The sequence below is a fragment of the Leisingera sp. ABM4_101 genome (genome assembly GCF_056158725.1).
In genome coordinates, this window is the sequence record NZ_JBSWTV010000002.1 from 1,333,528 (window position 1) to 1,358,117 (window position 24,590).

Annotated in this window: 27 protein-coding genes and 1 tRNA gene; 12 read left to right on the forward strand and 16 right to left on the reverse strand. The window is 63.1% G+C overall.

Translation table 11 applies throughout. The annotated features are described in order from the left end of the window. Position 1 precedes the first annotated feature (1 nt). Complete coding sequence (locus tag ACXAEK_RS07510) at positions 2-1,306, forward strand: amino acid ABC transporter permease (protein ID WP_475040888.1); 1,305 nt, start codon at positions 2-4, stop codon at positions 1,304-1,306. A 12-nt stretch (positions 1,307-1,318) separates the two neighbouring features. Beyond that, complete coding sequence (locus ACXAEK_RS07515; RefSeq protein WP_475040890.1) at positions 1,319-2,110, forward strand: amino acid ABC transporter ATP-binding protein; 792 nt, start codon at positions 1,319-1,321, stop codon at positions 2,108-2,110. 100 nt (positions 2,111-2,210) lie between these two features. Here ACXAEK_RS07515 and ACXAEK_RS07520 read toward each other — a convergent pair whose 3' ends face one another. From ACXAEK_RS07520 to argB, 4 genes are all read right to left on the reverse strand, one after another. Then, positions 2,211-2,663, reverse strand: coding sequence for a DUF411 domain-containing protein (locus ACXAEK_RS07520; protein WP_475040892.1), 453 nt, complete (start codon positions 2,661-2,663; stop codon positions 2,211-2,213). A gap of 110 nt (positions 2,664-2,773) precedes the next feature. Next, positions 2,774-3,271 (reverse strand): SixA phosphatase family protein, encoded by a 498-nt coding sequence (locus ACXAEK_RS07525; protein WP_475040893.1) that lies wholly within the window; start codon positions 3,269-3,271, stop codon positions 2,774-2,776. Beyond that, positions 3,268-3,969 carry a ferredoxin gene (locus ACXAEK_RS07530; RefSeq protein WP_475040895.1) on the reverse strand — a complete coding sequence of 234 codons (702 nt, stop codon included), beginning with the start codon at positions 3,967-3,969 and terminating at the stop codon, positions 3,268-3,270. The genes ACXAEK_RS07525 and ACXAEK_RS07530 overlap by 4 nt, the downstream gene beginning before the upstream one ends. Before the next feature lie 195 nt (positions 3,970-4,164). Continuing rightward, positions 4,165-5,025 carry an acetylglutamate kinase gene (gene argB / locus ACXAEK_RS07535; RefSeq protein ID WP_475040896.1) on the reverse strand — a complete coding sequence of 287 codons (861 nt, stop codon included), beginning with the start codon at positions 5,023-5,025 and terminating at the stop codon, positions 4,165-4,167. A 134-nt stretch (positions 5,026-5,159) separates the two neighbouring features. Between argB and ACXAEK_RS07540 the strand changes: the two genes are divergently transcribed. Then, a complete protein-coding gene (locus ACXAEK_RS07540) occupies positions 5,160-5,888 on the forward strand; it encodes an SDR family NAD(P)-dependent oxidoreductase (protein ID WP_475040898.1) in 729 nt (242 codons plus the stop codon). 183 nt (positions 5,889-6,071) lie between these two features. Here the strand turns inward: ACXAEK_RS07540 and ACXAEK_RS07545 are convergent, their stop codons facing one another. From ACXAEK_RS07545 to ttcA, 7 genes are all read right to left on the reverse strand, one after another. After that, positions 6,072-7,469 (reverse strand): PepSY-associated TM helix domain-containing protein, encoded by a 1,398-nt coding sequence (locus tag ACXAEK_RS07545; RefSeq protein ID WP_475040900.1) that lies wholly within the window; start codon positions 7,467-7,469, stop codon positions 6,072-6,074. Positions 7,470-7,541: 72 nt separating this feature from the next. Continuing rightward, the gene (locus tag ACXAEK_RS07550) at positions 7,542-7,907 is read right to left on the reverse strand and encodes a DUF2946 family protein (RefSeq protein ID WP_475040902.1); all 366 of its coding nucleotides are present in this window, start codon (positions 7,905-7,907) and stop codon (positions 7,542-7,544) included. 5 nt (positions 7,908-7,912) lie between these two features. After that, positions 7,913-8,560, reverse strand: coding sequence for a ribosome biogenesis GTP-binding protein YihA/YsxC (gene yihA / locus ACXAEK_RS07555; protein ID WP_019298036.1), 648 nt, complete (start codon positions 8,558-8,560; stop codon positions 7,913-7,915). After that, positions 8,560-9,312, reverse strand: coding sequence for an MOSC domain-containing protein (locus ACXAEK_RS07560; RefSeq protein WP_475040904.1), 753 nt, complete (start codon positions 9,310-9,312; stop codon positions 8,560-8,562). Before ACXAEK_RS07560 ends, yihA begins: the two co-directional genes overlap by 1 nt. Then, positions 9,312-11,117, reverse strand: a complete 1,806-nt coding sequence (gene yidC, locus ACXAEK_RS07565) for a membrane protein insertase YidC (RefSeq protein WP_475040905.1) — start codon at positions 11,115-11,117, stop codon at positions 9,312-9,314. Before yidC ends, ACXAEK_RS07560 begins: the two co-directional genes overlap by 1 nt. Positions 11,118-11,250: 133 nt before the next feature. Beyond that, positions 11,251-12,795, reverse strand: a complete 1,545-nt coding sequence (locus ACXAEK_RS07570) for a putative bifunctional diguanylate cyclase/phosphodiesterase (protein ID WP_475040907.1) — start codon at positions 12,793-12,795, stop codon at positions 11,251-11,253. 66 nt (positions 12,796-12,861) lie between these two features. Next, positions 12,862-13,749, reverse strand: coding sequence for a tRNA 2-thiocytidine(32) synthetase TtcA (gene ttcA / locus ACXAEK_RS07575; RefSeq protein WP_475040909.1), 888 nt, complete (start codon positions 13,747-13,749; stop codon positions 12,862-12,864). Positions 13,750-13,860: 111 nt separating this feature from the next. On the opposite strand from ttcA, the gene ACXAEK_RS07580 reads away from it, so the two are divergent. Continuing rightward, positions 13,861-14,397: a hypothetical protein gene (locus tag ACXAEK_RS07580; RefSeq protein WP_475040911.1), complete on the forward strand. Its 537-nt coding sequence runs from the start codon at positions 13,861-13,863 to the stop codon at positions 14,395-14,397. 2 nt (positions 14,398-14,399) lie between these two features. On the opposite strand, the gene yidD is transcribed toward ACXAEK_RS07580, so the two are convergent. Genes yidD through rpmH form a run of 3 tightly spaced genes read right to left on the reverse strand, consistent with a single transcriptional unit; the run spans position 14,400 to position 15,270 of the window. Beyond that, complete coding sequence (gene yidD, locus ACXAEK_RS07585; protein WP_475040912.1) at positions 14,400-14,630, reverse strand: membrane protein insertion efficiency factor YidD; 231 nt, start codon at positions 14,628-14,630, stop codon at positions 14,400-14,402. A 56-nt stretch (positions 14,631-14,686) separates the two neighbouring features. Further along, positions 14,687-15,112 carry a ribonuclease P protein component gene (gene rnpA, locus ACXAEK_RS07590; protein ID WP_475040914.1) on the reverse strand — a complete coding sequence of 142 codons (426 nt, stop codon included), beginning with the start codon at positions 15,110-15,112 and terminating at the stop codon, positions 14,687-14,689. A 23-nt stretch (positions 15,113-15,135) separates the two neighbouring features. Further along, positions 15,136-15,270, reverse strand: coding sequence for a 50S ribosomal protein L34 (gene rpmH, locus ACXAEK_RS07595; RefSeq protein WP_008554144.1), 135 nt, complete (start codon positions 15,268-15,270; stop codon positions 15,136-15,138). A gap of 328 nt (positions 15,271-15,598) precedes the next feature. Between rpmH and ACXAEK_RS07600 the strand changes: the two genes are divergently transcribed. From ACXAEK_RS07600 to ACXAEK_RS07615, 4 genes are all read left to right on the forward strand, one after another. Further along, positions 15,599-16,363 carry a TVP38/TMEM64 family protein gene (locus ACXAEK_RS07600; RefSeq protein ID WP_475045217.1) on the forward strand — a complete coding sequence of 255 codons (765 nt, stop codon included), beginning with the start codon at positions 15,599-15,601 and terminating at the stop codon, positions 16,361-16,363. A 2-nt stretch (positions 16,364-16,365) separates the two neighbouring features. Then, positions 16,366-17,784 carry a dihydrolipoyl dehydrogenase family protein gene (locus ACXAEK_RS07605; RefSeq protein WP_475040915.1) on the forward strand — a complete coding sequence of 473 codons (1,419 nt, stop codon included), beginning with the start codon at positions 16,366-16,368 and terminating at the stop codon, positions 17,782-17,784. A gap of 15 nt (positions 17,785-17,799) precedes the next feature. Beyond that, on the forward strand, positions 17,800-19,185 hold the full coding sequence (locus tag ACXAEK_RS07610; RefSeq protein WP_475040916.1) for a sensor histidine kinase: 1,386 nt from the start codon (positions 17,800-17,802) through the stop codon (positions 19,183-19,185). A gap of 132 nt (positions 19,186-19,317) precedes the next feature. Further along, positions 19,318-19,394: transfer RNA gene (locus tag ACXAEK_RS07615), tRNA-Arg, on the forward strand. A gap of 229 nt (positions 19,395-19,623) precedes the next feature. On the opposite strand, the gene ACXAEK_RS07620 is transcribed toward ACXAEK_RS07615, so the two are convergent. Beyond that, positions 19,624-20,502 carry a LysR substrate-binding domain-containing protein gene (locus ACXAEK_RS07620; protein ID WP_475040917.1) on the reverse strand — a complete coding sequence of 293 codons (879 nt, stop codon included), beginning with the start codon at positions 20,500-20,502 and terminating at the stop codon, positions 19,624-19,626. Between the two features lie 118 nt (positions 20,503-20,620). Here ACXAEK_RS07620 and ACXAEK_RS07625 point away from each other — a divergent pair, with 118 nt between their 5' ends. Next, positions 20,621-21,370, forward strand: coding sequence for an SDR family oxidoreductase (locus ACXAEK_RS07625; RefSeq protein ID WP_475040919.1), 750 nt, complete (start codon positions 20,621-20,623; stop codon positions 21,368-21,370). Between the two features lie 23 nt (positions 21,371-21,393). Next, entirely contained in the window at positions 21,394-21,792 is a 399-nt protein-coding gene (locus ACXAEK_RS07630; RefSeq protein ID WP_475040920.1) for an ectoine synthase, read from the forward strand. Positions 21,793-21,834: 42 nt separating this feature from the next. Here ACXAEK_RS07630 and ACXAEK_RS07635 read toward each other — a convergent pair whose 3' ends face one another. Continuing rightward, on the reverse strand, positions 21,835-23,232 hold the full coding sequence (locus ACXAEK_RS07635; protein ID WP_475040922.1) for an aminotransferase-like domain-containing protein: 1,398 nt from the start codon (positions 23,230-23,232) through the stop codon (positions 21,835-21,837). Positions 23,233-23,261: 29 nt separating this feature from the next. Between ACXAEK_RS07635 and ACXAEK_RS07640 the strand changes: the two genes are divergently transcribed. Next, positions 23,262-23,942 (forward strand): MFS transporter, encoded by a 681-nt coding sequence (locus tag ACXAEK_RS07640; RefSeq protein ID WP_475040923.1) that lies wholly within the window; start codon positions 23,262-23,264, stop codon positions 23,940-23,942. Positions 23,943-23,975: 33 nt separating this feature from the next. Continuing rightward, complete coding sequence (locus tag ACXAEK_RS07645; protein ID WP_475040925.1) at positions 23,976-24,422, forward strand: hypothetical protein; 447 nt, start codon at positions 23,976-23,978, stop codon at positions 24,420-24,422. Positions 24,423-24,590 lie beyond the last annotated feature (168 nt).

Here is a 24,590-nt window from a genome sequence, read left to right on the forward strand (position 1 = left end):
GATGTCTGATATCGGATTTGTCCGCACCGAAATGCTTCCCGAGCAGGATCCCCCGGCCTCTGAGGTCGGTGTGATCGGCTGGGCGCGGCATAACCTGTTCTCCAGCTGGTTCAACTCGATCCTGACACTGGCGTCGATTGCCGCGATCTATTCCGTGCTGGCGGCGATCGTGCCTTGGATCCTGTCGCCGACCTGGGACGGCACCTCGCTGTCCAACTGCCGCGAGACGCTGACTGCGGCCGGCCATGGCGATGCCCATGGCGCCTGCTGGGGTGTGATCAAGGAACGCTGGATCCAGCTGATCTTCGGCTTCTACCCGAGCCACCTGTACTGGCGCCCGGTTGCTGCCTTCCTGCTGCTGGGCGCGGCTTTGGCCCCGGTTCTGTTCTCGGACAAGGTGCCGTCGAAGCTGCTGATCTTCTCGGCGCTTTACCCGTTCATCTTCCCCTGGCTTCTGTGGGGCGGCTCCATCTGGATGCCCGTTGCCGCGCTGGCAGGCTTTGTGATCGGCGGGCTGGTCTACAAGTTCGTCTCCGAAGCGATGAGCACCCTGCTGGGCGTGATCCTTGGCGTGGTGGCTGCTGTTGTCTGGTGGCTGTTGCTGGCAGCACCGGTTGCGGGCGTGGTCGACTCGATCCTGCCCATCGGCATCGAAGCGGTGGAAAGCCGCAAGTTCGGCGGCTTCATGCTGTCGGTCACCATCGGTGTTGTGGCCATTGCCTGCTCCTTGCCGATCGGCATCGTGCTGGCGCTGGGCCGTCAGTCGGATCTCTTGATCGTCAAATACATCTGCGTGGGCTTCATCGAGTTCATCCGCGGGGTGCCGCTGATCACGCTTCTGTTCGTGGCCTCGACCCTGCTGAACATCTTCATGCCTCCGGGAACCAACTTTGACATCATCCTGCGGGTGCTGATCATGGTGACGCTGTTTGCCGCGGCCTATATGGCCGAGGTGATCCGCGGCGGCCTGGCAGCGCTGCCCCGCGGCCAGTATGAGGGCGCCGATTCACTCGGCCTCAACTACTGGCAGGCGCAGCGGCTGATCATCATGCCGCAGGCGCTGAAGATCTCGATCCCCGGTATCGTTTCGACCTTCATCGGCGTCTTCAAGGACACCACGCTGGTCTCGATCATCGGGCTTCTGGACCCGCTGGGCCTTTCCAACGCAATCCGTGCAGACGCCAACTGGAACGGCATCGTCTGGGAGCTTTACGGCTTCATCGCCCTGCTGTTCTTCGTCTTCTGCTTCGGCATGTCCCGCTATTCCATGTACCTGGAGCGCAAGCTTCAGACTGGCCATCGTTAAGGAGTTCAACATATGTCTGAACTTATGACTGACCGTCAAATCGACCGCTCCAAGATGCAGGTGAGCGACGAGGTCGCCATCGAAATCTCCAACATGAACAAGTGGTACGGGTCCTTCCACGTGCTGCGCGACATCAATCTGACCGTCAACCAGGGCGAACGGATCGTGATCGCGGGCCCGTCCGGCTCCGGAAAATCCACCCTGATCCGCTGCCTGAATGCGCTGGAAGAGCACCAGCAGGGCAAGATCGTGGTGGATGGCACCGAATTGTCGAACGACCTCAAGAACATCGACAAGATCCGGTCCGAGGTTGGCATGGTGTTCCAGCACTTCAACCTGTTCCCGCATCTGTCGATCCTGGAGAACTGCACGCTGGCGCCGATCTGGGTCCGCAAGACTCCCAAGAAGGAGGCGATCGAGCGGGCGATGCATTTCCTGGAAAAGGTCAAGATCCCGGACCAGGCCCATAAGTACCCCGGCCAGCTGTCGGGTGGCCAGCAGCAGCGTGTGGCCATCGCGCGCTCGCTTTGCATGATGCCGCGCATCATGCTGTTCGATGAACCGACATCGGCGCTCGACCCGGAGATGATCAAGGAGGTCCTGGACACCATGATCGAACTGGCCGAGGAAGGCATGACCATGCTCTGTGTGACCCACGAGATGGGCTTTGCCCGCCAGGTGGCGAACCGGGTGATCTTTATGGATGCGGGCCAAATCGTCGAACAGAACGAGCCGGAAGAGTTCTTCAACAACCCGAAGAGCGAGCGCACCAAACTGTTCCTCAGCCAGATCCTGGGCCACTGAGGCGACGGCTGGCGGCGGGCGGAACCGCCCGCCCTGCGAGGCTCATGAAACACAAAAGGCCGGGCACTGCGCCCGGCCTTTTTTAGTCTGGCAAGTTGGATCAGGAATGGCTGGCGAACACTTCGGTCGTGCCATCTGCCAGGATCAGCAGGGTGTCAAACGCCTCGCGCTCCTCCCCCATTTCCATCCCCGGAGAGCCGATGGGCATCCCCGGCACGGTCAGCCCCAGGGCCGCGGGCTGTTCCGCCAGCAATCTCTGGATGTCCTTTGCCGGCACATGCCCCTCAATCACATAGGGCCCGGCCATCGCGGTGTGGCAGGAGGACAGGTCGCCGCTGATGCCCAGCCGCTCCTTCATCGCCCAGAGGTCTTCATCGGCCACATTGCGCACGTCGGTCCGGAAACCGGCGGCGGCCAGGTGATCCGCCCAGGCGGTGCAGCAGCCGCAGGAAGGCGACTTCATGATGCGGATGGTCTCCGCTGCCGCGGCAAAACCCGGCAGGGCGGTAAGGGGCAGGACGGCTGCGGCCAGCAGCAGGGAACGGCGGTGCATGACAGTCTCCAGTCCGGCAGGATGTACCGGAGCAAAACTAGGCCCATCAGCGCGCAGCTGCTATGCCCCTCCCGCGCGGGATGCGCGCTATTGCCGCATCTGCGGTCCGGTTATTCGCCCAAAAGCTCGCGCGGGACGGCGAAATCCACGGTTCTGCCGCTGCTCCAGGCCAGATCCCGCCAGCTGCTGATATCGAACTCCGCCACCAGTGTTGCGCCGGTCGGGTAGTCGTCGAAGCGCACATGATCAGGCGGGCGGGAGACGATGGAATGGGCAAAAGCGGCAATGCCCGGGTTATGGCCGATCAGCATGACCCGCGGCTGTTCTGCCTCGCTCAGCACCTTGAACATGATCTCGGAATTGGCGTGATACAGCCGTTCGGTGAAGCGCGCGGGCACCCCCAGCTCCATCAGTTCGCAGGTCTCGCGGGTGCGCTGCGATGACGAGGAAATCACCTGATCCGGCAGGTAGCCGTTGCCGCGCAGCCAGGCGGCAATTGCGGGGGCAGAGCGGCGGCCGCGCTTGTTCAGCGGGCGGGCGTGGTCGCTGGGCACATTGGCGTCCCAGGCGGATTTGGCGTGGCGGGTCAGGATCAAAGTGCAGGTCATTGGGGGTGAAAATGCCTCATGTGGTGTGCGGTTTGTCCGGGATCCCGGCCGGCATCGCGGCTGAGCGGGCAGGCCCGGCGTGCAAGACAGCCGCCGGTCATGCAGCCGGCGCCTGCGCGGGTGTCCAGATAGTCGTGGCAGGCCGCCAGATCGTAGGGGCTTCCCTCTGCCAGGGCCGAAACGGGGCAGGCGCTGAGGCAGGGGCGGGCAGGGCAGCTTTGACAGGGAGAGTCTGCCAAAGGCGGAGGGGGAATGTCAAATTCCTGGTCGAAATGAAGGGCCCCCCGCAAGGAAATCAGCATCCCGGTGCGATCATGCACCATCATCTGTGACGGCGATGTGAAAAACCGCCCCGAGGCCAGCGCCCAGTTGATGAAGGGCGTATAGGGCGGCCCGCCAAAGGGGAAATAGGCCGTGGCCCCCAGCCGCTCTGCCAGGGCGGAGACCACCCGTTGCGACCAGCGGTCAACGGGGTCCGGGTGGCCGTCGCGGTATTCCGGGCTGGCCTGGAACAGCGGCCAGAAGGCGCCTTCGGTGCCCAAGAGGAGCAGCGTGCCGCCGGTCAGCGCCTGGACCGGCTGGCGGGCAGGGTGCAGCGCGCCATGGATGGCCAGCCCGGCCGCAGCCGCGGCCTGTGCGCTTCCGGCATAGAACAGCGCGTCCTGCGCGCCGGTGTCAGGCTGGCCGGTCAGGGTCATTTTGCGCCTCCGCTCTGCTCGCTTTGGGGGGAGCCTAGCAGCGCGAGGCCAGCTGCCGGAGCGCAAAAACGTCCGGTCCTGTCCTGCCGGCGTCTTCCCGCCGCCCGGATCAGACCCGCGGCCACGGCCGCCGTATTCTGCAATCCATCCGGAGTCTGGAGGGGCGGTGCCCCCTGTTTCCTGAAAACCGGCGCCTCAGGCGCGGATCATCGAGCCTGCGCCGTGATCGGTGTACAGTTCCAGCAGCACTGCATTCTGGACCCGCCCGTCAACGATGGTGCAGGCGCGCACGCCGTTGCGGACCGCATCCAGCGCGGTTTCGGTCTTGGGGATCATGCCGCCCGCGATCACGCCGCTGGCGGTCATTTCCTCGACATCCGCCGCTTTCAGCTCTGTCACCACATCACCGTCGCCGTTTTTGACGCCGGCCACATCCGTCAGCAGCAGCAGGCGGTCTGCCTGCAGCGCCTTGGCGATGGCGCCGGCCGCAGTGTCGCCGTTGATATTGTAGGTCTCACCGTCCCGGCCGCCGCCAATGGGCGCGATCACCGGGATCATGTTTTTCTCAAACAGCCCGTGCAGCACCTTGGGGTCCATTTCCGCTGGCGCGCCGACAAAGCCCAGATCCGGATCGGCCTGGTCGCAGGTGATTAAATTCGCGTCCTTGCCCGACAGGCCGACAGCGCGGCCGCCCTGGCTGTTGATCGCCTGCACGATTCGCTTGTTGACGACGCCGGACAGCACCATTTCCACCACTTCCATAGTGGCAGCATCGGTGACGCGCTTGCCGTTCACGAATTCCGACTTGATCTGGAGCTTTTCCAGCATCGCGTTGATCATCGGCCCGCCGCCATGCACGATGACCGGGTTCACGCCGACCTGGCGCATCAGCACGATGTCGCGGGCAAAGGTCTCCATCGCCTCGTCGCTGCCCATGGCGTGGCCGCCCAGCTTGATGACGACAATCGCCCCGGCAAAGCGCTGGAAATACGGCAGCGCGCTGGAGAGGGTTTCGGCGGTGGCAATCCAATCGCGGTTCATATCTTGTTTCTTCATTGCTGCATCATCCCTTGGCAAGGATGTGTTACGGGGTTCCGCCGCCGCTGCCAAGGGTTGCGATTGGCGCACCCCGTTGCGGATGGCGGCGCGGATGCTAGGCTCAGGCCAGATTCTCTCATCAGGAGGGCGCCATGCGCCAGAAGACACTACTGCTGACAGGCGCCAGCCGCGGCATCGGCCACGCCACCGTGCGCCGGTTCAATGCCGAAGGCTGGCGGGTGATCACCTGCTCGCGCCAGCCGTTCCCGCAGGAATGCCCCTGGGGCGGCGGCCAGGAGAACCATGTGCAGCTGGACCTGTCGGACCCGTCGGACACCATCAACGCGGTGGGCCGGATCCAGGAGCTGCTGGACGGGCAGCTGGACGCGCTGGTCAACAACGCGGGCATATCCCCCAAGGGGCCGGAGGGGGAGCGGCTCAGCACGCTCAACACCGACCTGATGGATTGGGGCAAGGTGTTTCACGTGAATTTCTTTGCCTCTGTGGTGCTGGCCCGCGGCCTGAAGGATGAGCTGGCGGCGGCCAAGGGATCCGTCGTCAACGTGACGTCGATTGCGGGCAGCCGGGTGCATCCTTTTGCGGGGGCCGCCTATGCCACGTCGAAGGCGGCGCTGGCGGCGCTGACGCGGGAAATGGCGCATGACTTCGGGCCATTGGGCGTGCGGGTCAATGCGATTGCGCCGGGGGAGGTGGAAACCTCAATCCTGTCGCCTGGCACCGAAAAGATCGTCGCTAAGCTGCCGATGCAGCGGCTGGGCCAGCCGGAGGAGGTGGCCTCAGCCATCTATTTCCTTTGTTCGGAGGGCAGCTCCTATATCTCCGGCGCCGAGATCGAGGTGAACGGCGCGCAGCACGTCTAGAGCCCGGAACAAGCGCGTAGCGCGCCGGGCAACGCCCGTCCGCCCCCTCGGGCGGGCGTTTTGGGACGGGTCGGGCATACGCCGCCGGGGATGTGGTTTGCGGGGTAAACTGCCACACCATGGCTTGGGACGCCCACCCGGCGGACAGGCGTTACCCTTCTCAAAGGTTGCGCCTATGCGCGGCTAGCTCACCGCGCGTTTCAGCACTGGCAGGTTGCCCAGCAGCAGCACGTCAAAGGCCAGCACGGCCAAAAGCGCCAGGCCGGTCAGCGGGAAGGCCAGCGACACCAGCACGGCGATCAGCGCAGCGCCTTTCCAGAACGGCATCTCTGCCGGCTCCGGCGGCGCGGCCAGGCGGGCGGCACCGGCGGGGCGGCGCTTGACCCACATCACCAGTCCGGAGACGCAGACAAAGATCACCGCCAGGCAGAACACCACATTCAGCACGAAGCTCCAGGTGCCCATAAGCCCCATGTGGAAGGGGATGCTGACCGCCATCGCCTTACCCGCGAGCGAGTAGTCGTCGTATTTCACATCCGCCAGGATCTTGCCGCTGTACTGGTCCACATGCACGGTGCGGTCGATGAAGGGGCTGTCGCCGTCGCCGCTCATGCTGTCGCGGTTGAGGGTCCAGACGCCTGTTTCGCCGCCGGGATAGGCGAGGCGGAAGCGGCCCTCCATCCCCAGGCTCCGGCCCAGGGCGATCAGGCTGGCGGCGTCCACGGGCGCGCCCTCGGCCGTGCCGGTGATCCCGGCGTCAGAGCCGGAAGCGGGCATCGGCGTCTGCTCCAGCGCCCAAGGCACGTCGTTAGTGGACCCGTGGTTCATGCTGGCGTGGATGTCATCAGACAGGGGCACGTTGTCCCATTTTGCCGCTGGGAAAGTGCTCCAGGCCTGCATCATCTGGCCACCCCAAATGCCGGTCCAAGACAGACCGGAGATCAGGAAGATGACCAAGAGCGTCGACATCCAGAAGCCGGTGACCGCGTGCAGGTTCTTCCACAACGCACGGCCCTTGGCGCGGAAATTGGGGATGAAGGCGCTGGCGGCATTGCCGCGCGGCCACCACAGGTAGAGGCCGGTCAGCACCAGTATGATGCCCAAACCGGCGGCGATCTCGATCAGCCGGTCGCCGGTGTCGCCGATCAATAGGGTGGAGTGGATGTTGTCGGCAAAATCGTACCAGCCTGCGCGGCGGTCCCAGACCTCAAGCACCTCGCCGGTGTATTGATCCAGTGCGACGAGGCGCTGTCCGTCATCCGTTTTCACCCGGAACACGGCGGTCAGATCGGGGGCCTTGGGGCCGATCCACTCGGCGATGGTGCCGGGCTGGGCGGCTAGAACGGCGGCCTCCTGCGCGGGGATGCTCAGTTCGGCGGCGCCTTGGGTGACGGTGATCTTCTCGCCGTCGCGGCCGTCGAATTGGGTGATGAACATCATCATCAGGCCGGTGACGGCCAGCATGATCAGGAAGGGGATCACAAACAGGCCGGCGTAGAAGTGCCAGCGCCAGACGGCGAAGTAGAATTTCTCAGTAAGCGGGCGGGACTGGCCCGCGGTTTGCGGTTGGCTGGTTGCCATTGGGTCTCTCCATATCGGAACAGGGCCGGTCGCGCAGGGGCGCCGGCGGAAAGGTCAGTTTTGTTCAGAAAGTCAGGAGAGCGCGGGCGGGCCGCGGGCGTCATAGCGCCAGTGGAAACCGGCGGTGTAATGGGTGAAGGCTTCGCGCGACCAGCGGTCGCTGAGAGGTTCGTTCAGGTCGAGTTCCATCAGAGTGTCCGGCAGCAGCGCCACCGCGCCAAGGGCCGCAAATGGACAGCTGCGGTCCTCCATCTGCTCCGCTGGCGCATGGGGTTCGCCGCTGCCCAGATCGACCCAGGTTTCCACCGGCCCGTGGCCGGTACAGATCACCAGAAGCACCTTGCCGTCCTGCGCCGAGGCCGGCATCCAGCCGGAGGGGATCAGCCCGGCCACGGCCAGGGCAATCACAACCAGCAGGGAGGGCAGGCGCCTGAGCACGTTTGTTACAGCCCGGCGATGATGGAGCGCAGGGTGGCGATGCCATCGCCCTTTTCAGACGAGGTCAGCACGATCTCCGGATAGGCGGCGGGGTGTTTCGCCAGCGCGCCCTTCACCTGTTCCAGCACCTTGGCTCGGTCCTTTTCCTTGACCTTGTCGGCCTTGGTCATGACGCATTGGAAGGTAACGGCAGAGCTGTCCAGCAGTTTCATGATCTCGTCATCCACCGCCTTCACGCCATGGCGGCTGTCGATCAGCACAAAGGCGCGGCGCAGGTTCTGGCGGCCCGACAGATAGCGTTTCAGCAGTTTCTGCCATTGCTCCACCACCTTGAGCGGCGCGTTGGCATAGCCATAGCCGGGCAGGTCGACCAGATACAGCTCAGGCCCCTGGGTGAAGAAGTTGATCTCCTGTGTGCGGCCCGGTGTGTTGGAGGCGCGCGCGATGCCCTTGGTGCCGGTCAGCGCGTTGATCAGGCTCGACTTGCCAACGTTGGAACGGCCGGCAAAGCAGACCTCCACCCGGTCGGCATCCGGCAGGCCGTTCATCGCCACCACGCCTTTCAGGAATTCGGTCTCGCCTGCAAACAGCTTGCGGCCCTTCTCGGCGGAAATATCGTCCGGCGCTTCGGCCAGGGAAAATTGCATCTGCATCACAGCACCTTTACCGCGTCGCCCAGGCGGATATCACCGCCGCGCACCACCTCGGCATAGACCGAGAAATCCTGGTGGCCCCAATTCTCTTTCAGGGTCTTGAGCGTATCGGCGTCGCGTGCGCCGGTTTCGGGGTTGGCAGTGGTCGCCAGGCAGCGCACCACCCGCTCGCGCACCGCAAAAACGGCTTCGCCGATCTGCACCTCGCGGCCGAGCCACTCGTGTTCGGCCCAAGGATCACCCAGATCAAACCAGATATTGCTGCGCCAGCGCAGGGGCGACAGATCATGGCCGATAGCCTGTTCCACCGCCCGGTGCGAGGACCAGTTGGCCAGCGATACCGAGGGGAAATCGGTGTCGGTCATGCCGCGGCCAGGCACCCGGATGATCCGGGCAGAGGCGGCGCGGTCTGCAGGTGTCAGCGGCTTTTCCCAATCGAGGAACCGCTGCAAGTCGTCAGGGTTTTCCGGATCAAACGTCAGATCGGGCTGCGCCGGGTGGCTCAGCGTCAGCCGGCCGCTGGCATCGTCCAGCCGAGCGTTGATCGCCATCAGCGCGGGCGCCTTGGAGCCGCGGGTGAAATTCTGGCAGGGCGCCCATGCGGAGCCATCCGCCCGGGAGGCCTCATGCGCGACCGCCCAAACGCGATCGCCGGGCATGGTCTGCCCGGCGGTCAGGGTTACATTTTCCAGCGCCTCACGCCCGTGTGATTTGAGCGGGTGGCGCCAGATATCTGTAACTTGGTGCGTCATCAGCTGTCAGCCTTGGGCTTTTTCTTGAAGCTCGACTTGATGTTGCCGAACACGTCCGGCGTGTAGCCGTGGCTGCGCATGATCAGATACTGCTGAGTGAAGGTGATCGTGTTGTTGGCGATCCAGTAGACCACCAGGCCGGAGGCAAAGCCGCCAAGCATGAACATGAACACCCAAGGCATCCAGGCAAAGATCATTTGCTGGGTCGGGTCGGTGGGTGCCGGGTTCAGCTTTTGCTGCAGCCACATGGAAATACCCAGTAGGATCGGCAGGATGCCGATGAAGACCAGCGCCAGGATGCTCTCGGGCGCGGGCGCCGCAAAGGGCAGCAGGCCGAACAGGTTCATGATCGACGTCGGATCCGGCGCGCTGAGGTCCTGGAAGGGGCCGAAGAACGGTGCGTGGCGCAGCTCCAGGGTGACGAAGATCACCTTGTAGAGCGAGAAGAAGATCGGGATCTGGATCAGGATCGGCAGACAGCCCGCGGCGGGGTTCACCTTCTCCTTTTTATACAGCTCCATCATCTCCTTTTGCATCTTCTGGCGGTCGTCGCCGGCGCGTTCCTTGAGCTTCTCCATCTCCGGCTGAAGCTCTTTCATCTTCGCCATGGAGGCGTAGGATTTATAGGCCAGCGGGAACACCAGGATCTTGATCACCACGGTGAGGCCGATGATCGCCCAGCCCATGTTGCCAATCAGAACGTTGAGGTTGTGCAAGAGCCAGAACATCGGCTTGGTCAGGAAGAAGAACCAGCCCCAGTCGATCACGTCCAGGAAGCCCTCGATGCCTGCCTTCTCGTAGCCGCGGATGGCGTCCCATTCCTTGGCGCCGGCAAACAGCATGGTGGTAGCGTCGCTGCCCTCGCCATTGGCCAGGGTCACGGTCGGCAGAACGATGTCGGTCTGGTAGATCTCGCGGCGTTCGTCGAATTTGGCGATGGAGCGGAAGCCCTGGCCGGGTTCGGGCACCAGGGTCGACATCCAGTAGTGGTCGGTGAAGCCGATCCAGCCGTTTGCCTCGACCTGCTTGATGCTGGACTTGGAACCGTCGCGCGGATCGGGCTCAAAGTCGGCCATGTCGTCATAGTCAGTCTCGGCCAGTTCGCCGTCGGTCATGCCGACCAGGCCCTCGTGCAGGATGAAGAAGTTCTTCAGCCCCTCGGGCTGGCCGTGACGGGCCAGGGTGCCATAGGGCGCCAGCGACACGGTGCCCGCGCTTTCGTTCATCACGCTTTGGACGATCCGGAACATATAGTCCTCGTCGATCGAAACCGTGCGGAAGAAGGTCAGGCCCTTGCCGTTGTCCCAGGACAGGGTGACGGGGGTGTCCGGGGTCAGGGTCCCGCCTTCGTGCAGCGACCACAGGGTGTTGGCGCCGGGCACGTCCTCCAGCGCCAGGCCTGCACCCGGGGCCCAGCCGTAGAGCGCGTAATAGGCGCCGGCTTCGCCCACCGGTTTCAGCAGTTTGACGATCGGGGAATCTTCGTCCAGCGTCTCGCGGTAGTCCTTCAGCGACAGATCGTCGATCCGGCCGCCTTGCAGCGAGATGCTGCCGGTGACGCGGGGCGTGTCGATGGCGACGCGCGGCGCATCCGGGGCGGCGGCCTGTTCGGCTGCGGTGTCTGCCACCGCATCGGCGCCGGCGGCGCTGGGCGCGGCGGCGGTGTTGCCGCCCGGGGCGGTTTCAGTGACCGCGGTCTCCGGCGCCTGTTCCGGTTCCGGCGGCGGGAAGAAAGTATACCACCCGAGGATCACCAGAAAGCTGAGTACGGTTGCGAGAATAAGATTTTTGTTCTGATCGTCCATTGGGGACTGCCACCTCGTGTAGGGAAGGACAGGAGGGGTTCAACAGAGGTGGACCGCAAAGGTCAAGCAGAATCAGGCCGCGCCGGGGCGGCAGAGCGTCCCGGCGCGGCAGAAATTCAAGGGAATTGAGTGATCAGGGGGTCTGGCGGCCAATCACCGGCGCATCCTGCAGCTTGGCCTCATGGGCGGTGATCCAGTCCAGCGTCTGGTCAAAGGGCATCGGGCGGCCGATGCCGAAGCCCTGCACATGGCCGCAGCCCAATTGCGCCAGCAGCGCGTGTTCGCCCGCGGTTTCCACGCCCTCGGCCAGGGTTTCCAGCTCCAGCCGCTCGGCCATGGTCAGGATGGCAGAAATGAGCTTCTGCTGCTCCGGGTCCTGATCCGCCTTCATCACAAAGGAGCGGTCGATCTTGATGCGGGCGATGTTGAAGCGGCGCACGGCAGCAATGGAAGCATGGCCGGTGCCGAAATCATCCAGGTCGATCTGGCAGCCCAGCTCGCTGAGGGCGAGGATGTTGCGGGTCACCACATCGTCGGGCTGATCGGTCATCACGGTTTCCAGAATCTCCACGCAGAGGCGCTCCGGCGGAAGGTCAAAGCGTTCCAGCTCCCATTTGATGCGCCCGGCCAGCCCGGGGTTGCGCAGCTCCTGGGTGGCAAAGTTGACGCCGACCTGGGGCACATCCACGCCCGCGGCATCCCAGGCTTTGACCGCGACCAGGGCGTTATAAAGCATGACCTGGCTCAGCCGGTCCATCAGCCCGGCCTCTTCCAGCGCGGGCAGGAAGGTGGAGGGGGGGATCAGACCCTGAACGGGATGCGACCAGCGCGCCAGCGCCTCGAACCCGGAGACGCGGCCGGTGTCGGTGCAGATCTGCGGCTGGAACCAGGCCTGGATCTGGCCGGTTTCCAGCGCTGCCGCTGCTTCCTCGCGCAGGTTGGAGCGTGCATTGCCGCGGCCGGACATGTCTGCCGAATAGGCACGGATGCCGCCGGGGCCGTTGCTTTGCGCCTCTGCCAGGGCAGAGAGCGCGGCACCGGTCCATTCAGAGCAGCTGCTGCCCGGTGCCCGGTTGCGCTGGCAGAAGCCGATCGACGTCGTCATATAGATGGTGGTGCCGTCGAGCGGCACCGGTTCTTCGGCCGCGGCCTGCATGCGGCCGGCCAGCTGAATGCACAATTCAAGATCCAGCTGCAGGGTCGGTGCCAGGCAGACGGCAAACCGGCTGTCGCCGATCCGGGCGAGCGTATCGCTTTGGCGCAGGGCAGAGGCGATCTGTGCACCGCAATGCTGCATGATCCGGTCGCCGGCCTCCTGCCCGTGGCGGTCGGCCATTTCCTTGTAGTCGTCCAGCTCCAGGATAAAGACGGCAGAGCGCAGGTCGGTGTCGATGCAATCGCTATAGACGCGGGCGGCTTCTTTTTCGAACCCGTCGCGCAGCATCATGCCGGTCACGCTGTCGCGCGGCAGCCCGCCGCCGCCCAGCTTGCTGAAACCGCCGGCCGCAGCCAGCAGCACCGGCAGGCCGAGCGCCACCGAGAGCAGAGCCGTTTCACCGCCAAGCCAATAGGTTGCCAGGGTCAAGGCAGGCAGAAAGGCAAGCACCGGGGGCCCGAAAAGTGCCGGGGCAAGCGATTGCCGGAGCCGTGCCAGGAGACCTGAACCCGTATTTGTCATTCTCAGACCCTTTGTCTGCAGCCAGTCGTTCGGGCCTGAGACTAAGGCGCTGTTCTAACCCGGGGGTTAACGCAGCCTGGGAATTCCGGGGATTTCGGGCTCAATATCGGTATTCTTCAGTTCCAAACCCGCGAAATCGAACAGTTTCGGGTCCAGAAGATGCGAAGGCCGCGCATTCATCAGCGCCCGGAACATCACCTGGCGGCGGCCGGGCGAATTTGATTCCCACTGGTCCAGGATCTGTTTCACCTGCTGGCGCTGCAGCCCGTCCTGGCTGCCGCAAAGATCGCAGGGAATGATTGGATAGTTCATGGAACGGGCGAATTTCTCGCAGTCGGCTTCTGCCACATGGGCGAGGGGGCGGAACACAAAGAGGTCGCCTTCCTCATTGACCAGCTTGGGCGGCATGGTGGCCAGGCGGCCGCCGTGGAAGAGGTTCATGAAGAAGGTTTCCAGGATGTCGTCGCGGTGATGGCCCAGCACCACCGCCGAACAGCCTTCCTCGCGCGCGATGCGGTAGAGGTTGCCGCGGCGCAGGCGTGAGCAAAGCGCACAATATGTACGCCCCTGCGGCACTTTGTCGACCACAATGCTGTAGGTGTCCTGGTATTCGATCCGGTGCGGCACGCCCATCTTTTCCAGGAACTCCGGCAGCACGGTGGCCGGAAATCCGGGCTGGCCCTGATCGAGGTTGCAGGCCAGCAGATCCACCGGCAGCAGGCCGCGCCACTTCAGCTCATAGAGCACTGCCAGCAGGGTATAGCTGTCCTTGCCGCCTGACAGGCAGACCAGCCATTTCGGCGTGCTGCCGTCTTCGCGGCGCTCGACCATGCCGTATTGTTCGATCGCCTCGCGCGCGTAACGCACGATGCGTTTCCTGAGCTTCTTGAACTCAGTGGTCGCGGGGGCGCCGGCAAACAGCGGATGGATTTCGTCCAGATCATCATCAAGCATGGCCGCGCCCTAGCCGAGGCTGCGCGTTTTGCCAAGGAAAAAAGCTGTGCGGCACTGTGGGGCGGGGGCTAAGCTTGCAAGGTAAGGCGATTTGATCAGTGAGGGTATTTGATGAGCGAGGAAAGCAAGGAGGCGCGGATCGTCCGCAAGGCCGTGGGTGAGGCGGAGACCGGCCTGAAAGGGCTGGAGAAAGAGCTGCGCGGCGTGGTCAAGCAGTTCGAGAAGGGCGCAATGACGCCCGCCAAGGGCAAGGCCGCGGCGCAGAAGATCACCGCTTTCATGAAGAAGCAGGCGCAGGTCACCAAGCTGCAGAACGCGCCGTTCTTTGGTGATCTGCCCTTGGATGTGCAGGACGGCGTGACCTGGCTCGACAGCGTGGTGAATGAGCTGAACAACGTGCTGGGGCGGCTCGCCGGCGCGTTGAAGCTGATGCAGAAGAAGCCGGACAAGGATTACGGCATCCTGGTCAAGGCGTCACGTGAGCTGGAGAGCCATATCAGCCAGCCGCCCAAGGGCGTGGGCACGCTGCTGAAGGCAGCCAAGGCGGGCAAGGCGGCGGGCGATCCGATGATGGCCTTCCTGCCGTTCATCATCCTGATGTGGATGATCGTCGACACCATCGTGCGCGGGCTGAACCGGAAGAAGTGAGTTTAATCTTTCCTGTCCGGCACCGGGTCATAGCCGTCACCGCCCAAGGGGTGGCAGCGCCCGAGGCGGCGGATGGTGAGCCAGGCGCCTTTGATGGCGCCGTGCTTCTCCAGCGCTTCCAAAGCATAAGCCGAGCAGGTGGGCTGGTAGCGGCAGTTGAAGCCGACCCAGGGGCTGAACAGCAGCCGGTAGGCGCGCACGGGCAGGGCAAAGATATGAGCCAGCGGGGTCATGGCGGATAGATAGGGGCAGGGCGGCCAGGTGGCAATGCGGCCAAAGAGCCAGCCGGCTACTGGCTGTGGATCTTTTTCAGCGCGTAGATCAAGTCGCGCTTCAGCTCTTCGAACGGGCGTTGGTCCGTTTCCACGGCGCGGCCGATCAGCACGTAGTCCCAGCCGGGGCGGCCGTGGATGGGCAGAATCATCCGTGCGGCCTCGCGCAGGCGGCGCTTGGCGCGGTTGCGGGCCACCGCGTTGCCGACTTTCTTGGAGCAGGTAAAGCCCATGCGGATGCCGCCGTCGTCGCGGCGGTTCCGGCCCTGCACCATCATGCCCTTTGTGCCCTGCTTGCGGGCAGGCGGGCGGGCGCAGGCGAGGAAATCACGGCGCTTGGCCATGACCTCGATCTTTTGCGCGGGTGATGCGCAAACGGACACCGCCGGAGGCATGTCCCCTCGGGCAGCGTTGCCGTCCTTGGGGGCCTCCGGCGGTGTCATGTCCGTCAGAACGGGAACTGAGCTTATGCGCTCAGTTCTTTGCGACCGCGTGCGCGGCGTGCGTTCAGGATCTTGCGGCCTGCCTTGGTGGCCATGCGCGCACGGAAGCCGTGGCGGCGTTTGCGAACCAGGTTCGAAGGCTGATAGGTGCGTTTCATCGCTCCGGTCTCCACATTTTGTCTTCGGGTGCGCGGAATTGCCCGCCCGGGGTCTATCTCGAAGCCCGGTCTTTAGGAGGGAATGGCGGCTAAGTCAAACCCTGCGGGGCGGGTTTTCGGGGAGATATGCAACATTTCTGCCAAAAACCGCACCGGCACGGCCTCCGGGCAGGGGGGATGTAACATCCGGGCAGTGATTCTGCCACAAAGCTCACGAATCCGGGGGCAGGTGATCAAGCGGGCGTGAGCAGGGCTGCCGTGCCCTCGCATGCGGGCCATTTAACACGTAGCAACAAAAGGCACCTATAGAGACGGACATATGACCGATATGAGCGAGACCCCGAAAACCGATTCCCAGCCCAGTACAGATCCGGCGGCCAAGCCGGGGCTGGCCCGCCATCTGCCGCTGATTGCCGTGGTGGCGGTGGCGCTGATCGGGGCGGTGACGCTGAAGGACTACCTGACCTTTGACACGCTGCGCGACAACCGCGAGGCGCTGATGGCGTTCCGTGACCAGAACTACGCGGGGCTCGCGGCGCTGTTCATCGGCATTTATATCGTGATTGTGGTGTTCTCGCTGCCGGGTGCGGCGGTGGCCTCGGTCACCGGCGGGTTTCTGTTCGGGCTGTTCACCGGGACCGCCTTCAACGTGATTTCGGCGACCATTGGGGCGGCAGGGATTTTTCTGGCCGCGCGCTGGGGGCTGGGGGCGACGCTGACTGCCAAGATGGAATTGGCCGAGGGCCGGGTGCAGATGCTGAAACAGGCGCTGCGGCAGAATGAGATCGAGGTGCTGCTGCTGCTGCGGCTGGTGCCGGCGGTGCCGTTCTTTGTTGCCAACCTGCTGCCTGCGCTGGTTGGGGTAAAGTTCCGCAACTTCCTGTGGACCACCGCGGTGGGCATCATTCCGGGCGCTATCGTCTTTACCTGGATCGGGGTTGGTCTGGGCGAAGTCTTTGACCGCGGCGAAAGCCCGGACCTGAGCCTGTTGTGGGAGCCGCATGTGATCGGGCCGATCCTGGGCCTGTGCGTGCTGGCGGCGATGCCGATTATCGTGAAATCCATCCGCGGCAAGAAGAACGAGGACGTCTGAACATGAGCAGCATTGAATGTGATCTCCTGGTTATCGGCGCCGGGTCCGGAGGGCTGTCGGTGGCAGCCGGGGCCAGCCAGATGGGCGCTGATGTGGTTCTGCTGGAGGGCCACAAGATGGGCGGCGACTGCCTGAACTACGGCTGTGTGCCCTCCAAGGCGCTGCTGGCCAGCGGCAAGGCGGCGCATGTGCAGGCGCAGGCACAAGCCTTTGGCGTGGCGGATCAGCTGCCGCAGGCGGACTATGCCGCGGCCAAGGACCATGTGCAGGCAGTGATTGATACCATTGCACCGGTGGACAGCCAGGAGCGGTTTGAAGGTTTTGGCGTGCGGGTGATCCGCGAGTTCGGGCATTTTGTGTCCCCTACGGAGGTCGAGGCCGGCCCGCACCGCATCACGGCGCGGCGGGTTGTGATTGCCACCGGCTCCTCGCCGCTGGTGCCGCCGGTCCCGGGGCTGGACACCGTACCTTATGAAACCAACGAAACCCTGTTTGAGCTGCGCGAGAAGCCGGAGCATCTGCTGATCATCGGCGGCGGGCCGATCGGCATGGAGATGGCGCAGGCGCATGTGCGCTTGGGCAGCAAGGTCACCGTGATCGAGGGCCTCAAGGCGCTGGGCAAGGATGATCCTGAGGCGGCGGCCGTTGTGCTGGACAATCTGCGGGCCGAGGGCGTGGAGATCGTCGAGGGCGCCATGGTGTCCCGCGTCGGCGGCCAGGCTGGGGACATCGAGGTCGAGACCAAGGACGGCAGTACCTTTAAGGGCAGCCACCTGCTGATGGCGGTGGGGCGCAAGGCCAATATGGAGCGCTTGAACCTGGCGGCCGCCGGGATTGAGACCCAGGGCAATGGCATCAAGGTGGATGAGAGCCTGCTGACCACTAACAGGAAAGTATACGCCATCGGCGATGTCGCGGGCGGGCTGCAGTTCACCCATGTGGCGGGCTATCACGCGGGCATCATCATCCGCTCCGCCCTGTTCGGCCTGCCGTCTAAGGCCAAGACCAGCCATATCCCCTGGGCCACCTATACCGACCCGGAACTGGCGCAGGTGGGGCTGACCGAGGCACAGGCGCGCGATATCTATGGCGTCAAGCTGGAGGTGGCGCGGTTCGATTACCACCACAACGACCGCGCCATTGCCGAGCGCAAGACCAAGGGGTTCATCAAGGTGATGGTGTTCAAGGGCCGTCCGGTCGGCGTTACCATCGCGGGCCATCAGGCAGGCGAGCTGATCGGTTTGTGGTCGATGGCCATCGCCAACAACCTGAAAATGAGCCAGGTGGCGGCGATGGTTGCGCCTTACCCCAGTATCAGCGAAGTTAACAAACGGGCGGCGGGGGCCTATTTTTCCCCGCGATTGTTTGAGAGTAGCTTTGTGAAACGCGCAGTGCGCTTTGTTCAGCGCTGGATTTCTTGAGGCAAAGGCGGCGGAATGCTCAACACGCTTTCGGGCAAATTCCTGATCCTGACCACGGTCTTCGTGATGCTGGCCGAGGTTTTGATCTTCGTGCCGTCGATTGCGCGGTTCCGCGAGGATTACCTGTCTGACCGGCTGCAGCGGGCGCAGATCGCCTCCTTGGCGCTTTTGGCCGACGACATGCTGGAGACAGAGCTGGAAGCGGAGCTTCTGGAGAACGCGGGCGTCTACAACGTGGTGCTGCGCCGCGACGAGATCCGCCAGCTGATGCTGGCCTCGCCCATTCCGCAGCAGATCGGAGCAACCTATGATCTACGCATGGCAGGTGCCATGACGCTGATCAAGGATGCGGTGATGCGGCTGTCGCGGCCGGAAAACGAGATTATCCGGGTGATCGGCGCACCGGTGCGCGATGCCGGTCTGCTGATCGAGGTCACGATGGAAACTGCGCCCTTGCGGGCGGCGATGATAGACTACGGGGTGCGAATCCTGATTCTGTCGGCGGTGATCTCTGTGTTCACTGCCTTGCTGCTGTTTGTGGCGGTGCGGATTGTGCTGGTGAAGCCGATCAAGGGTGTGGTCGGCTATATGCAGCGCTATGCGGCAGCGCCGGAGGATGCGCGCGGTATCATCCACCCCAGTTCCGGCGTGGTGGAGCTGCGCGAGGCGGAAGAGGCGCTGATGCAGCTGCAGACCGAGCTCACCCATGCGCTGAAGCAGCGCGAGCGGCTGGCGCAGCTGGGCGGCGCCGTGGCCAAGGTGAGCCACGATCTGCGCAACATCCTGACCTCGGCGCAGCTGTTCACTGACCGTATCGAGATGAGCGAAGACCCTCTGGTGCGGCGCCTGGCGCCCAAGCTGGTGAATTCGATCACCCGTGCGGTGTCCCTGTGCGAAGGCACGCTGGCCTTTGGGCGGGCAGAGGAGCCGTCGCCCACCTTTGCGGTGGTCTGCCTGCATGAAATCGCGGCGGATATAGCCGAGAGCGAGCTGCTGGCCGCGGACAGCGCCCTGGTGGAGATCGTCAACGCCGTGCCCAAGCCGATGATGCTGCGCGCCGATCCGGAACAGCTGTTCCGCATCGTGATGAACCTGGTGCGCAATGCCCGGCAAGCGATTGCAGGCACCGGCCAGCCGGGCCGCATTACCATCAGCGCCCAGGAAGAAGACGCGGCCTGGTGGATCACCGTGGCCGACACCGGCCCCGGCCTGCCGAAAAAGGCACAGGACAATCTGTTCACACCGTTCCAGGGCGGGGCGCGCAAGGGCGGCACCGGGCTGGGGTTGGCGATTGCCGGCGAGCTGGCCCGCGGCCATGGCGGCTCAGTGTCGCTGAAGGAAACCAGCGCCGAAGGCACGGTGTTCGAGATCTGCCTGCCAAAAGGCGACGGCACCCTGTGACGGACGCCCGCGGCCTGCAGGCGGGAATGCGGCAGGCGGGAATATAACGGACTGGAATATGACAGGCGGGTGGAACTATTTTTGTTTTTGGGGTTGCACCCGCGCAGTGCTAAGATTAAACCCCGCCGCAGTGGACCGATAGCTCAGCTGGATAGAGTACTTGACTACGAATCAAGGGGTCGGGGGTTCGAATCCTCCTCGGTCCGCCACTTCCCAAATTGCCGGATATTAAGCAGAACTGACCTTTTCGTCAGATTGCTGGTCCGGCTGCTATTTCCGGCCTCCGGCGCCTCTGCCGCCGGACGTCCGGTACATCCATGGTGCCATGCTCCGGCCGCCGCCTGTAACAGGCCGCATCGCCCAACTCCTGGGGTATCGCTGCCCTGCAATGCGGCTGCGTGTGTGGCCGCAGTGGCGAATGCCGGCGGCGCCACGACCTCAGAGAGCCATGAGCCAGTTTTTGAAATGCCTGACTGCAGCGCGTTCCTGATCGCCGGCGCGGCAGACAAAATAAAGTCCCCGGTCCAGCGCGACACTGGTGTCATCAAGGCGGACCAGCCGGCCATTCTCCAGATCCCGCGCAGCCAGCAGATGCCTTGCCAGCGCCACGCCCTGCCCATCAATTGCGGCCTCCAGCAAAACAGCGCTATCCACGTATTTGATATTCTGTGCGATGATCTGACCGCTGCGAATCCCGGCCTGTTCGGCCCAGCTCTCCCACCCGGCGTTGAAGGCATCATGCAGCAGTGGAAGACGCGCAATCTGCTCTGCGCGCATCGGCAGATCAGCAGTATCCACTATAGATGGCGAGGCAACAGCAATCAGTTCCTCCCGCTGGATCAGCTCGTGGTGCAGCCTATCCCAGCCGGGTTCCCCGAATCGAAGGGCCACATCAACCTCCGCTGCATCGAAGTCGGCAAAGGCATCATTGGTATCCAGCAGCAGGGCGATTCCAGGATGCTTCTGCTGAAACGACGCCAGCAACGGCACCAGCCATTTGAGCGCCAGCGAGGTCGAAAGGGACACTGTGATCGACTGGCGGGGGGTCATCCGCTTGACGTCCCGGACCCCCAGCAGCAGCGCCGAGAACGCCCCGCGGGTTGATTGGTGCAAACGCTCGCCAGCATTCGTCAGTTCGACGCCATTGGGACGGCGGTGAAACAGGCTGACCCCAAGATGCTGTTCCAGCAATTTGATCTGGCGGCTGATTGCCCCATGGGTGACGTTCAGGGCATCTGCGGCCTTGCTCAGGCTGGAATGCGTCGCCGTCTCATCAAAGGCTTGCAGGGCGCGCAGGTGTCTCAGGGTCTTGGCCATGTGAGAAAAACTAACATCAAGCTGCGTTAAACTCGATAGGTTTCTTTGGTTGCAGCGGGTTACATTGAGGAATGATCAAAAAACCTCACACCAGATTGCCACATGGAAGGAGACGGCCATGTCCGGGTTGAAAGTCGCCTTAATGACGGGAACCGGCCAGGGAATTGGCCGGGGCTGTGCCGTCGAAATGGCCAAAGCAGGCTACAAGGTGTCTCTGATGTCTCCGTCGGAGCGTTCGATCGAACTGGCAAAAGAGCTGGGGGGCATCGGCCGCCGCGGCTCGGTGCTTGAGGCTGATGATCTGCAAGCAATGATTGACGCCACAATGAGCAAATATGGGCGCATTGACGCGATTGTCAGCAATATGGGGCATGGCGGCACGGTGCCTGAGGCCATCAAGACAGTGGGCTTTGACGCAGATTTTGACGGGCCGCTTTTGGAGCTTAGCGACGAATTATGGCACGAAAGCCTGGACATGTATGTGCTGAATGTCGTCAAGATCGCCCGCATCGTGACACCCATCCTGATCGAACAGGGGGGCGGCGCCTTCGTGAACATCTCGTCCATGAACACCATTGAACCCCGTGCCCCCTATCCGATGAGCATGCTGCGCGGGGCATTGCACAGCTTTTCAAAGCTCTACGGGGATCGCTATGCCCGCTATAACATCCGCATGAACAATCTGCTGCCAGGGTTTTGCGAGAACGTGAACCTGTCTGAACGGGCACGCCGGGAAATCCCTGCGCAGCGGCCGGCAACATTTGAGGAGATCGGCCAGGCCTGCGTGTTCCTGGCCAGTGATGGCGCGCGCTATATCAACGGTCAGAGTATCCTGTCAGACGGTGGCATGAACCGTGCTGTTCGCTAGGGTCCTGACACTAGGAGCAAATCATGATCGTTAGAAGCCTCAAGAAGATCCTTGGCACTGAACGGGACGTTGCCGGCCCGGGCTGGAACAGCAGAAGACTGCTGCTTGCCCCCGACGGGATGGGGTTTTCGCTGACGGACACCATCATCAAACAGGGCGCAGTGCTTGAGCTTGAGTACACCCATCATCTGGAGGCCTGTTATTGCATCGAAGGCACGGGCCGGATCCGCCGGTCTGACGAACAGGTGTGGAGCACATTGGAACCGTTTACGCTTTACGCCCTGGACCAGCACGACCGCCACGTGGTGGAAGCGCTGGATGCGGACCTGCGGCTTGTTTGCGTCTTCAATCCGCCGCTGAGCGGCCGGGAAATACACAGGGAAGACGGAAGCTACGCGCCAGCCGGGGCTTGCAATACCTAGGCCGACAGTATCAGAGCGACGGTGAAGTCTTGCCAAGGCTCTTCAATGCGCGGGGGGCAGGGTACTCAGCTCATTGCGGATCTTCTCCAAGTTGAATCTCAATTCCTGTTCGGAGACACCGCCAAAGGCAAGGCGAATTGCTTGCGGCACCGCTTCGGTGATCGCATATGGCTCAGCTGAGGAGACTGCAATCCCCTGCTCGGACAAACGGGCAATTACGGGTTCTGCGCGTTTTCCTGTCTGCAGGGGCAGCCAAGTGAAACTTGCATTGGGATGCGCGCACATCGGAAACGCGCCGAGGATTTCCTGGCAAAGCCCTTGGACTTGCACACCCAGGGCGCGCCGCGTGGCTTCTAATTCCTGAACTGTTCCGTCCTCAATCCAATGTGTAACGAGTGCGGAAATCAAAGCGGGTGTGTTCCATGTGGTCGCCCGGATCACCCTGGAGGCCGCGCTGGTGAAGCGTTCGGGAACCGCAATGTAGCCGATACGCAGCCCCGTTGCGATATTCTTGGAGAAGCTGCCAACATAGACAGTCTGCTCTGGCAACAGGTCCACAAACCGGGGAGGCGGGTTGTTTTCAAGAAAGGCATACGCGCTGTCTTCAATCAGGATCAGATCGTGCCGCCGTGCCACATCGCAAATTGCCAGCCGGATGTCTTCGGGCATGACAGAACCCAACGGATTATGCACCGTCGGCATCAAGTAGAGCGCTTTGAGTTTCCGCTCCCGGCATAGTTTTTCGAGCTCGTCTGGGTTCATGAAGCCCTGACAGCCTGGCACGGCAACCAGTGAAATTCCGTGCAGCCCTGCAACCGAGGCGAAACCAGGATATGTCAGGCCGTCCGTGCCGACGGCATCGCCGGTTTGCAGCAAGCCAAGAACGGCGATGGCCAGACTATGCTGGCCGCCTGACGTCAGGAATACGCGTTGCGGGTCCATCTGATCGGGCGCGGATGACAAGTAGCCGGCCGCAATTTTGCGTTCATGCGGCCGTCCTCCATGCGGCTGGTAGCGCAGCATGGCTTCCAGATCGCCGGAGGCCGCAAGCCGCTTCAAGCCGGATCGCAGGATTTCCGCGTCGCCGGCGCCGCCTGGGATGTTGAAAACCAGGTCTATCAGTCCGTCATTGCCGCCCTGCTCCAGCCCGAGTGTCAGTGGTAATGCCGGGTCGCGCACAAACATCCCCCGGCCGGCCTCTCCCAGGATCAAGCCTTGCCGCTTCAGCTCAGTATAGGCGCGGGTGGCTGTTGCGAGGGCGACACCGTGCTCTTCGGCAAAGGTCCGGTGGGTTGGCAGCCGGGTGCCCGGCGGGAGGTCGCCGTCTTTGATACGTTCCCCGATCAGCGCCGCCAGGTCTGTGTATTTCATCATAAGCGAAATGCCGCCGTCCTTAGTACAATAAAAGAATTGTACTGTTGCTGGCGCTGTGTCAACCAAAAGTAAGTTTGAATGGCGTGGGTACACTTATGGCGAAAATTCTTCCCTGCTCACTACTCGCTGCGGCACTGTTCACAGTGACCTTTGCCGTCAATCTTCAAGCCCCGCTGTACAGCGTATACGCTGCTGAAAGCGGTGTTGGCGCAACGGCGGTGACCTTTGCCTTTGCCGCCTATGCCGCTGGATTGATGCCAGCCCTGATGCTGCTGGGCGGCCTGTCCGACCGCATCGGGCGCCGGGTTCCGATTGCGATAGCGCTGCTGCTCGGGTTTGCGGCGACCGTGTTTCTTGTCCTGTCGCCAAGCTGGACGGTGCTGGTTACAGCCCGCTTTATGCTGGGTGCCGGAACCGGTTTAGCCACAACCGCGGGCACCGCCTATATGACCGAGATCCTAGGCGAAGCCAAAGCCAGGCAGGCGGCCTTGTATGTCACCTCTGCAACCTCGCTGGGGTTTGGCGGCGGCGCCCTTGCAACCGGTATCAGCCTGGACCTGCAGGGGCCCAGCATCATGCCGGCAAGCTTTCTGTTTCTGTTTGCCTTGGCGCCGGTTCTGGCAGGTTGCGCGCTGTTTTTGCCCCGGGTGGATGTGTGTAAACCCGTGCCGATGCTGCGGCTGCCGGTTTTTCCGCCGCGGACCTGGCCGTTTGGCGTCGGCCTGGCGCTCGCCTGGTCCACTACAGGGATGACCATCGCCGTTGTTCCGTTGTAACTGGAGGCGCAGGGTTTTGGTGCCTATACGGGATTGGTCATTTTCCTGGCGATCTTCATTGGCTTTCTGTGCCAGCCGCTTGCCCGTCGGCTGAGCAGCGCCAGGGCTCTGCTTGCCGGGTATGTTCTGGTGCCTCTGGGCTTTCTGACGGTGCTGGGCGGAGTTTGGGCACAATCCATCATTCTGGTTCTTGCCGGAACCGGCCTGACCAGTTCCGCCAGCTACGGGTTCGTCTATCTCTCCGGGCTGTCGGAATTCTCCGTGCGGGCACCTGACAACCGGGCCCGTGCAACTGCTGGCCTGTTTGTCTACGCCTATGCCGGGTTCTCCCTTCCGGTCATCGCCAGCGGTGCGCTTGCCGATACGTTCGGTCTGTTGCCCGCTATGGGAACCTTCTTCCTTGTCCTGCTGGCCGTGACGGCCTTGTCCGTCGCCGTCTGGCTGGTTCGCGCACCGTATAGTGAGGCTGAGCCCGCCTGATCAGATCTTTTGCAGGCCGCAAGACTGGAACTATAGAAACCCTGCCGGTACTGCGGGGATCCTCGAAATTCCGCAGGGCGTACGCGGCGTTTGCTTCAGCCGGTTTTTGAAAAAGCGTTCGCGGCAGCGCTCATGGCCGCAATCGGGGAAGGCTGGCGTTTTAGCGGC

Coding starts and splice junctions, on each gene's coding strand:
- ACXAEK_RS07515 (WP_475040890.1), top strand. CDS start 1,319: ATGTCTGAACTTATGACTGACCGTCAAATCGACCGCTCCAAGATGCAG.
- yidD (WP_475040912.1), bottom strand. CDS start 14,630: ATGACCCCGCTGGCTCATATCTTTGCCCTGCCCGTGCGCGCCTACCGG.
- ACXAEK_RS07510 (WP_475040888.1), top strand. CDS start 2: ATGTCTGATATCGGATTTGTCCGCACCGAAATGCTTCCCGAGCAGGAT.
- ACXAEK_RS07580 (WP_475040911.1), top strand. CDS start 13,861: ATGAGCGAGGAAAGCAAGGAGGCGCGGATCGTCCGCAAGGCCGTGGGT.
- ttcA (WP_475040909.1), bottom strand. CDS start 13,749: ATGCTTGATGATGATCTGGACGAAATCCATCCGCTGTTTGCCGGCGCC.
- ACXAEK_RS07520 (WP_475040892.1), bottom strand. CDS start 2,663: ATGCACCGCCGTTCCCTGCTGCTGGCCGCAGCCGTCCTGCCCCTTACC.
- ACXAEK_RS07625 (WP_475040919.1), top strand. CDS start 20,621: ATGTCCGGGTTGAAAGTCGCCTTAATGACGGGAACCGGCCAGGGAATT.
- ACXAEK_RS07540 (WP_475040898.1), top strand. CDS start 5,160: ATGCGCCAGAAGACACTACTGCTGACAGGCGCCAGCCGCGGCATCGGC.
- ACXAEK_RS07640 (WP_475040923.1), top strand. CDS start 23,262: ATGGCGAAAATTCTTCCCTGCTCACTACTCGCTGCGGCACTGTTCACA.
- ACXAEK_RS07620 (WP_475040917.1), bottom strand. CDS start 20,502: ATGGCCAAGACCCTGAGACACCTGCGCGCCCTGCAAGCCTTTGATGAG.
- argB (WP_475040896.1), bottom strand. CDS start 5,025: ATGAAGAAACAAGATATGAACCGCGATTGGATTGCCACCGCCGAAACC.
- ACXAEK_RS07545 (WP_475040900.1), bottom strand. CDS start 7,469: ATGGCAACCAGCCAACCGCAAACCGCGGGCCAGTCCCGCCCGCTTACT.
- ACXAEK_RS07570 (WP_475040907.1), bottom strand. CDS start 12,795: ATGACAAATACGGGTTCAGGTCTCCTGGCACGGCTCCGGCAATCGCTT.
- ACXAEK_RS07530 (WP_475040895.1), bottom strand. CDS start 3,969: ATGACCCTGACCGGCCAGCCTGACACCGGCGCGCAGGACGCGCTGTTC.
- yihA (WP_019298036.1), bottom strand. CDS start 8,560: ATGCAGATGCAATTTTCCCTGGCCGAAGCGCCGGACGATATTTCCGCC.
- rpmH (WP_008554144.1), bottom strand. CDS start 15,270: ATGAAACGCACCTATCAGCCTTCGAACCTGGTTCGCAAACGCCGCCAC.
- ACXAEK_RS07560 (WP_475040904.1), bottom strand. CDS start 9,312: ATGACGCACCAAGTTACAGATATCTGGCGCCACCCGCTCAAATCACAC.
- rnpA (WP_475040914.1), bottom strand. CDS start 15,112: ATGACACCGCCGGAGGCCCCCAAGGACGGCAACGCTGCCCGAGGGGAC.
- ACXAEK_RS07630 (WP_475040920.1), top strand. CDS start 21,394: ATGATCGTTAGAAGCCTCAAGAAGATCCTTGGCACTGAACGGGACGTT.
- ACXAEK_RS07605 (WP_475040915.1), top strand. CDS start 16,366: ATGAGCAGCATTGAATGTGATCTCCTGGTTATCGGCGCCGGGTCCGGA.
- yidC (WP_475040905.1), bottom strand. CDS start 11,117: ATGGACGATCAGAACAAAAATCTTATTCTCGCAACCGTACTCAGCTTT.
- ACXAEK_RS07525 (WP_475040893.1), bottom strand. CDS start 3,271: ATGACCTGCACTTTGATCCTGACCCGCCACGCCAAATCCGCCTGGGAC.
- ACXAEK_RS07610 (WP_475040916.1), top strand. CDS start 17,800: ATGCTCAACACGCTTTCGGGCAAATTCCTGATCCTGACCACGGTCTTC.
- ACXAEK_RS07600 (WP_475045217.1), top strand. CDS start 15,599: ATGAGCGAGACCCCGAAAACCGATTCCCAGCCCAGTACAGATCCGGCG.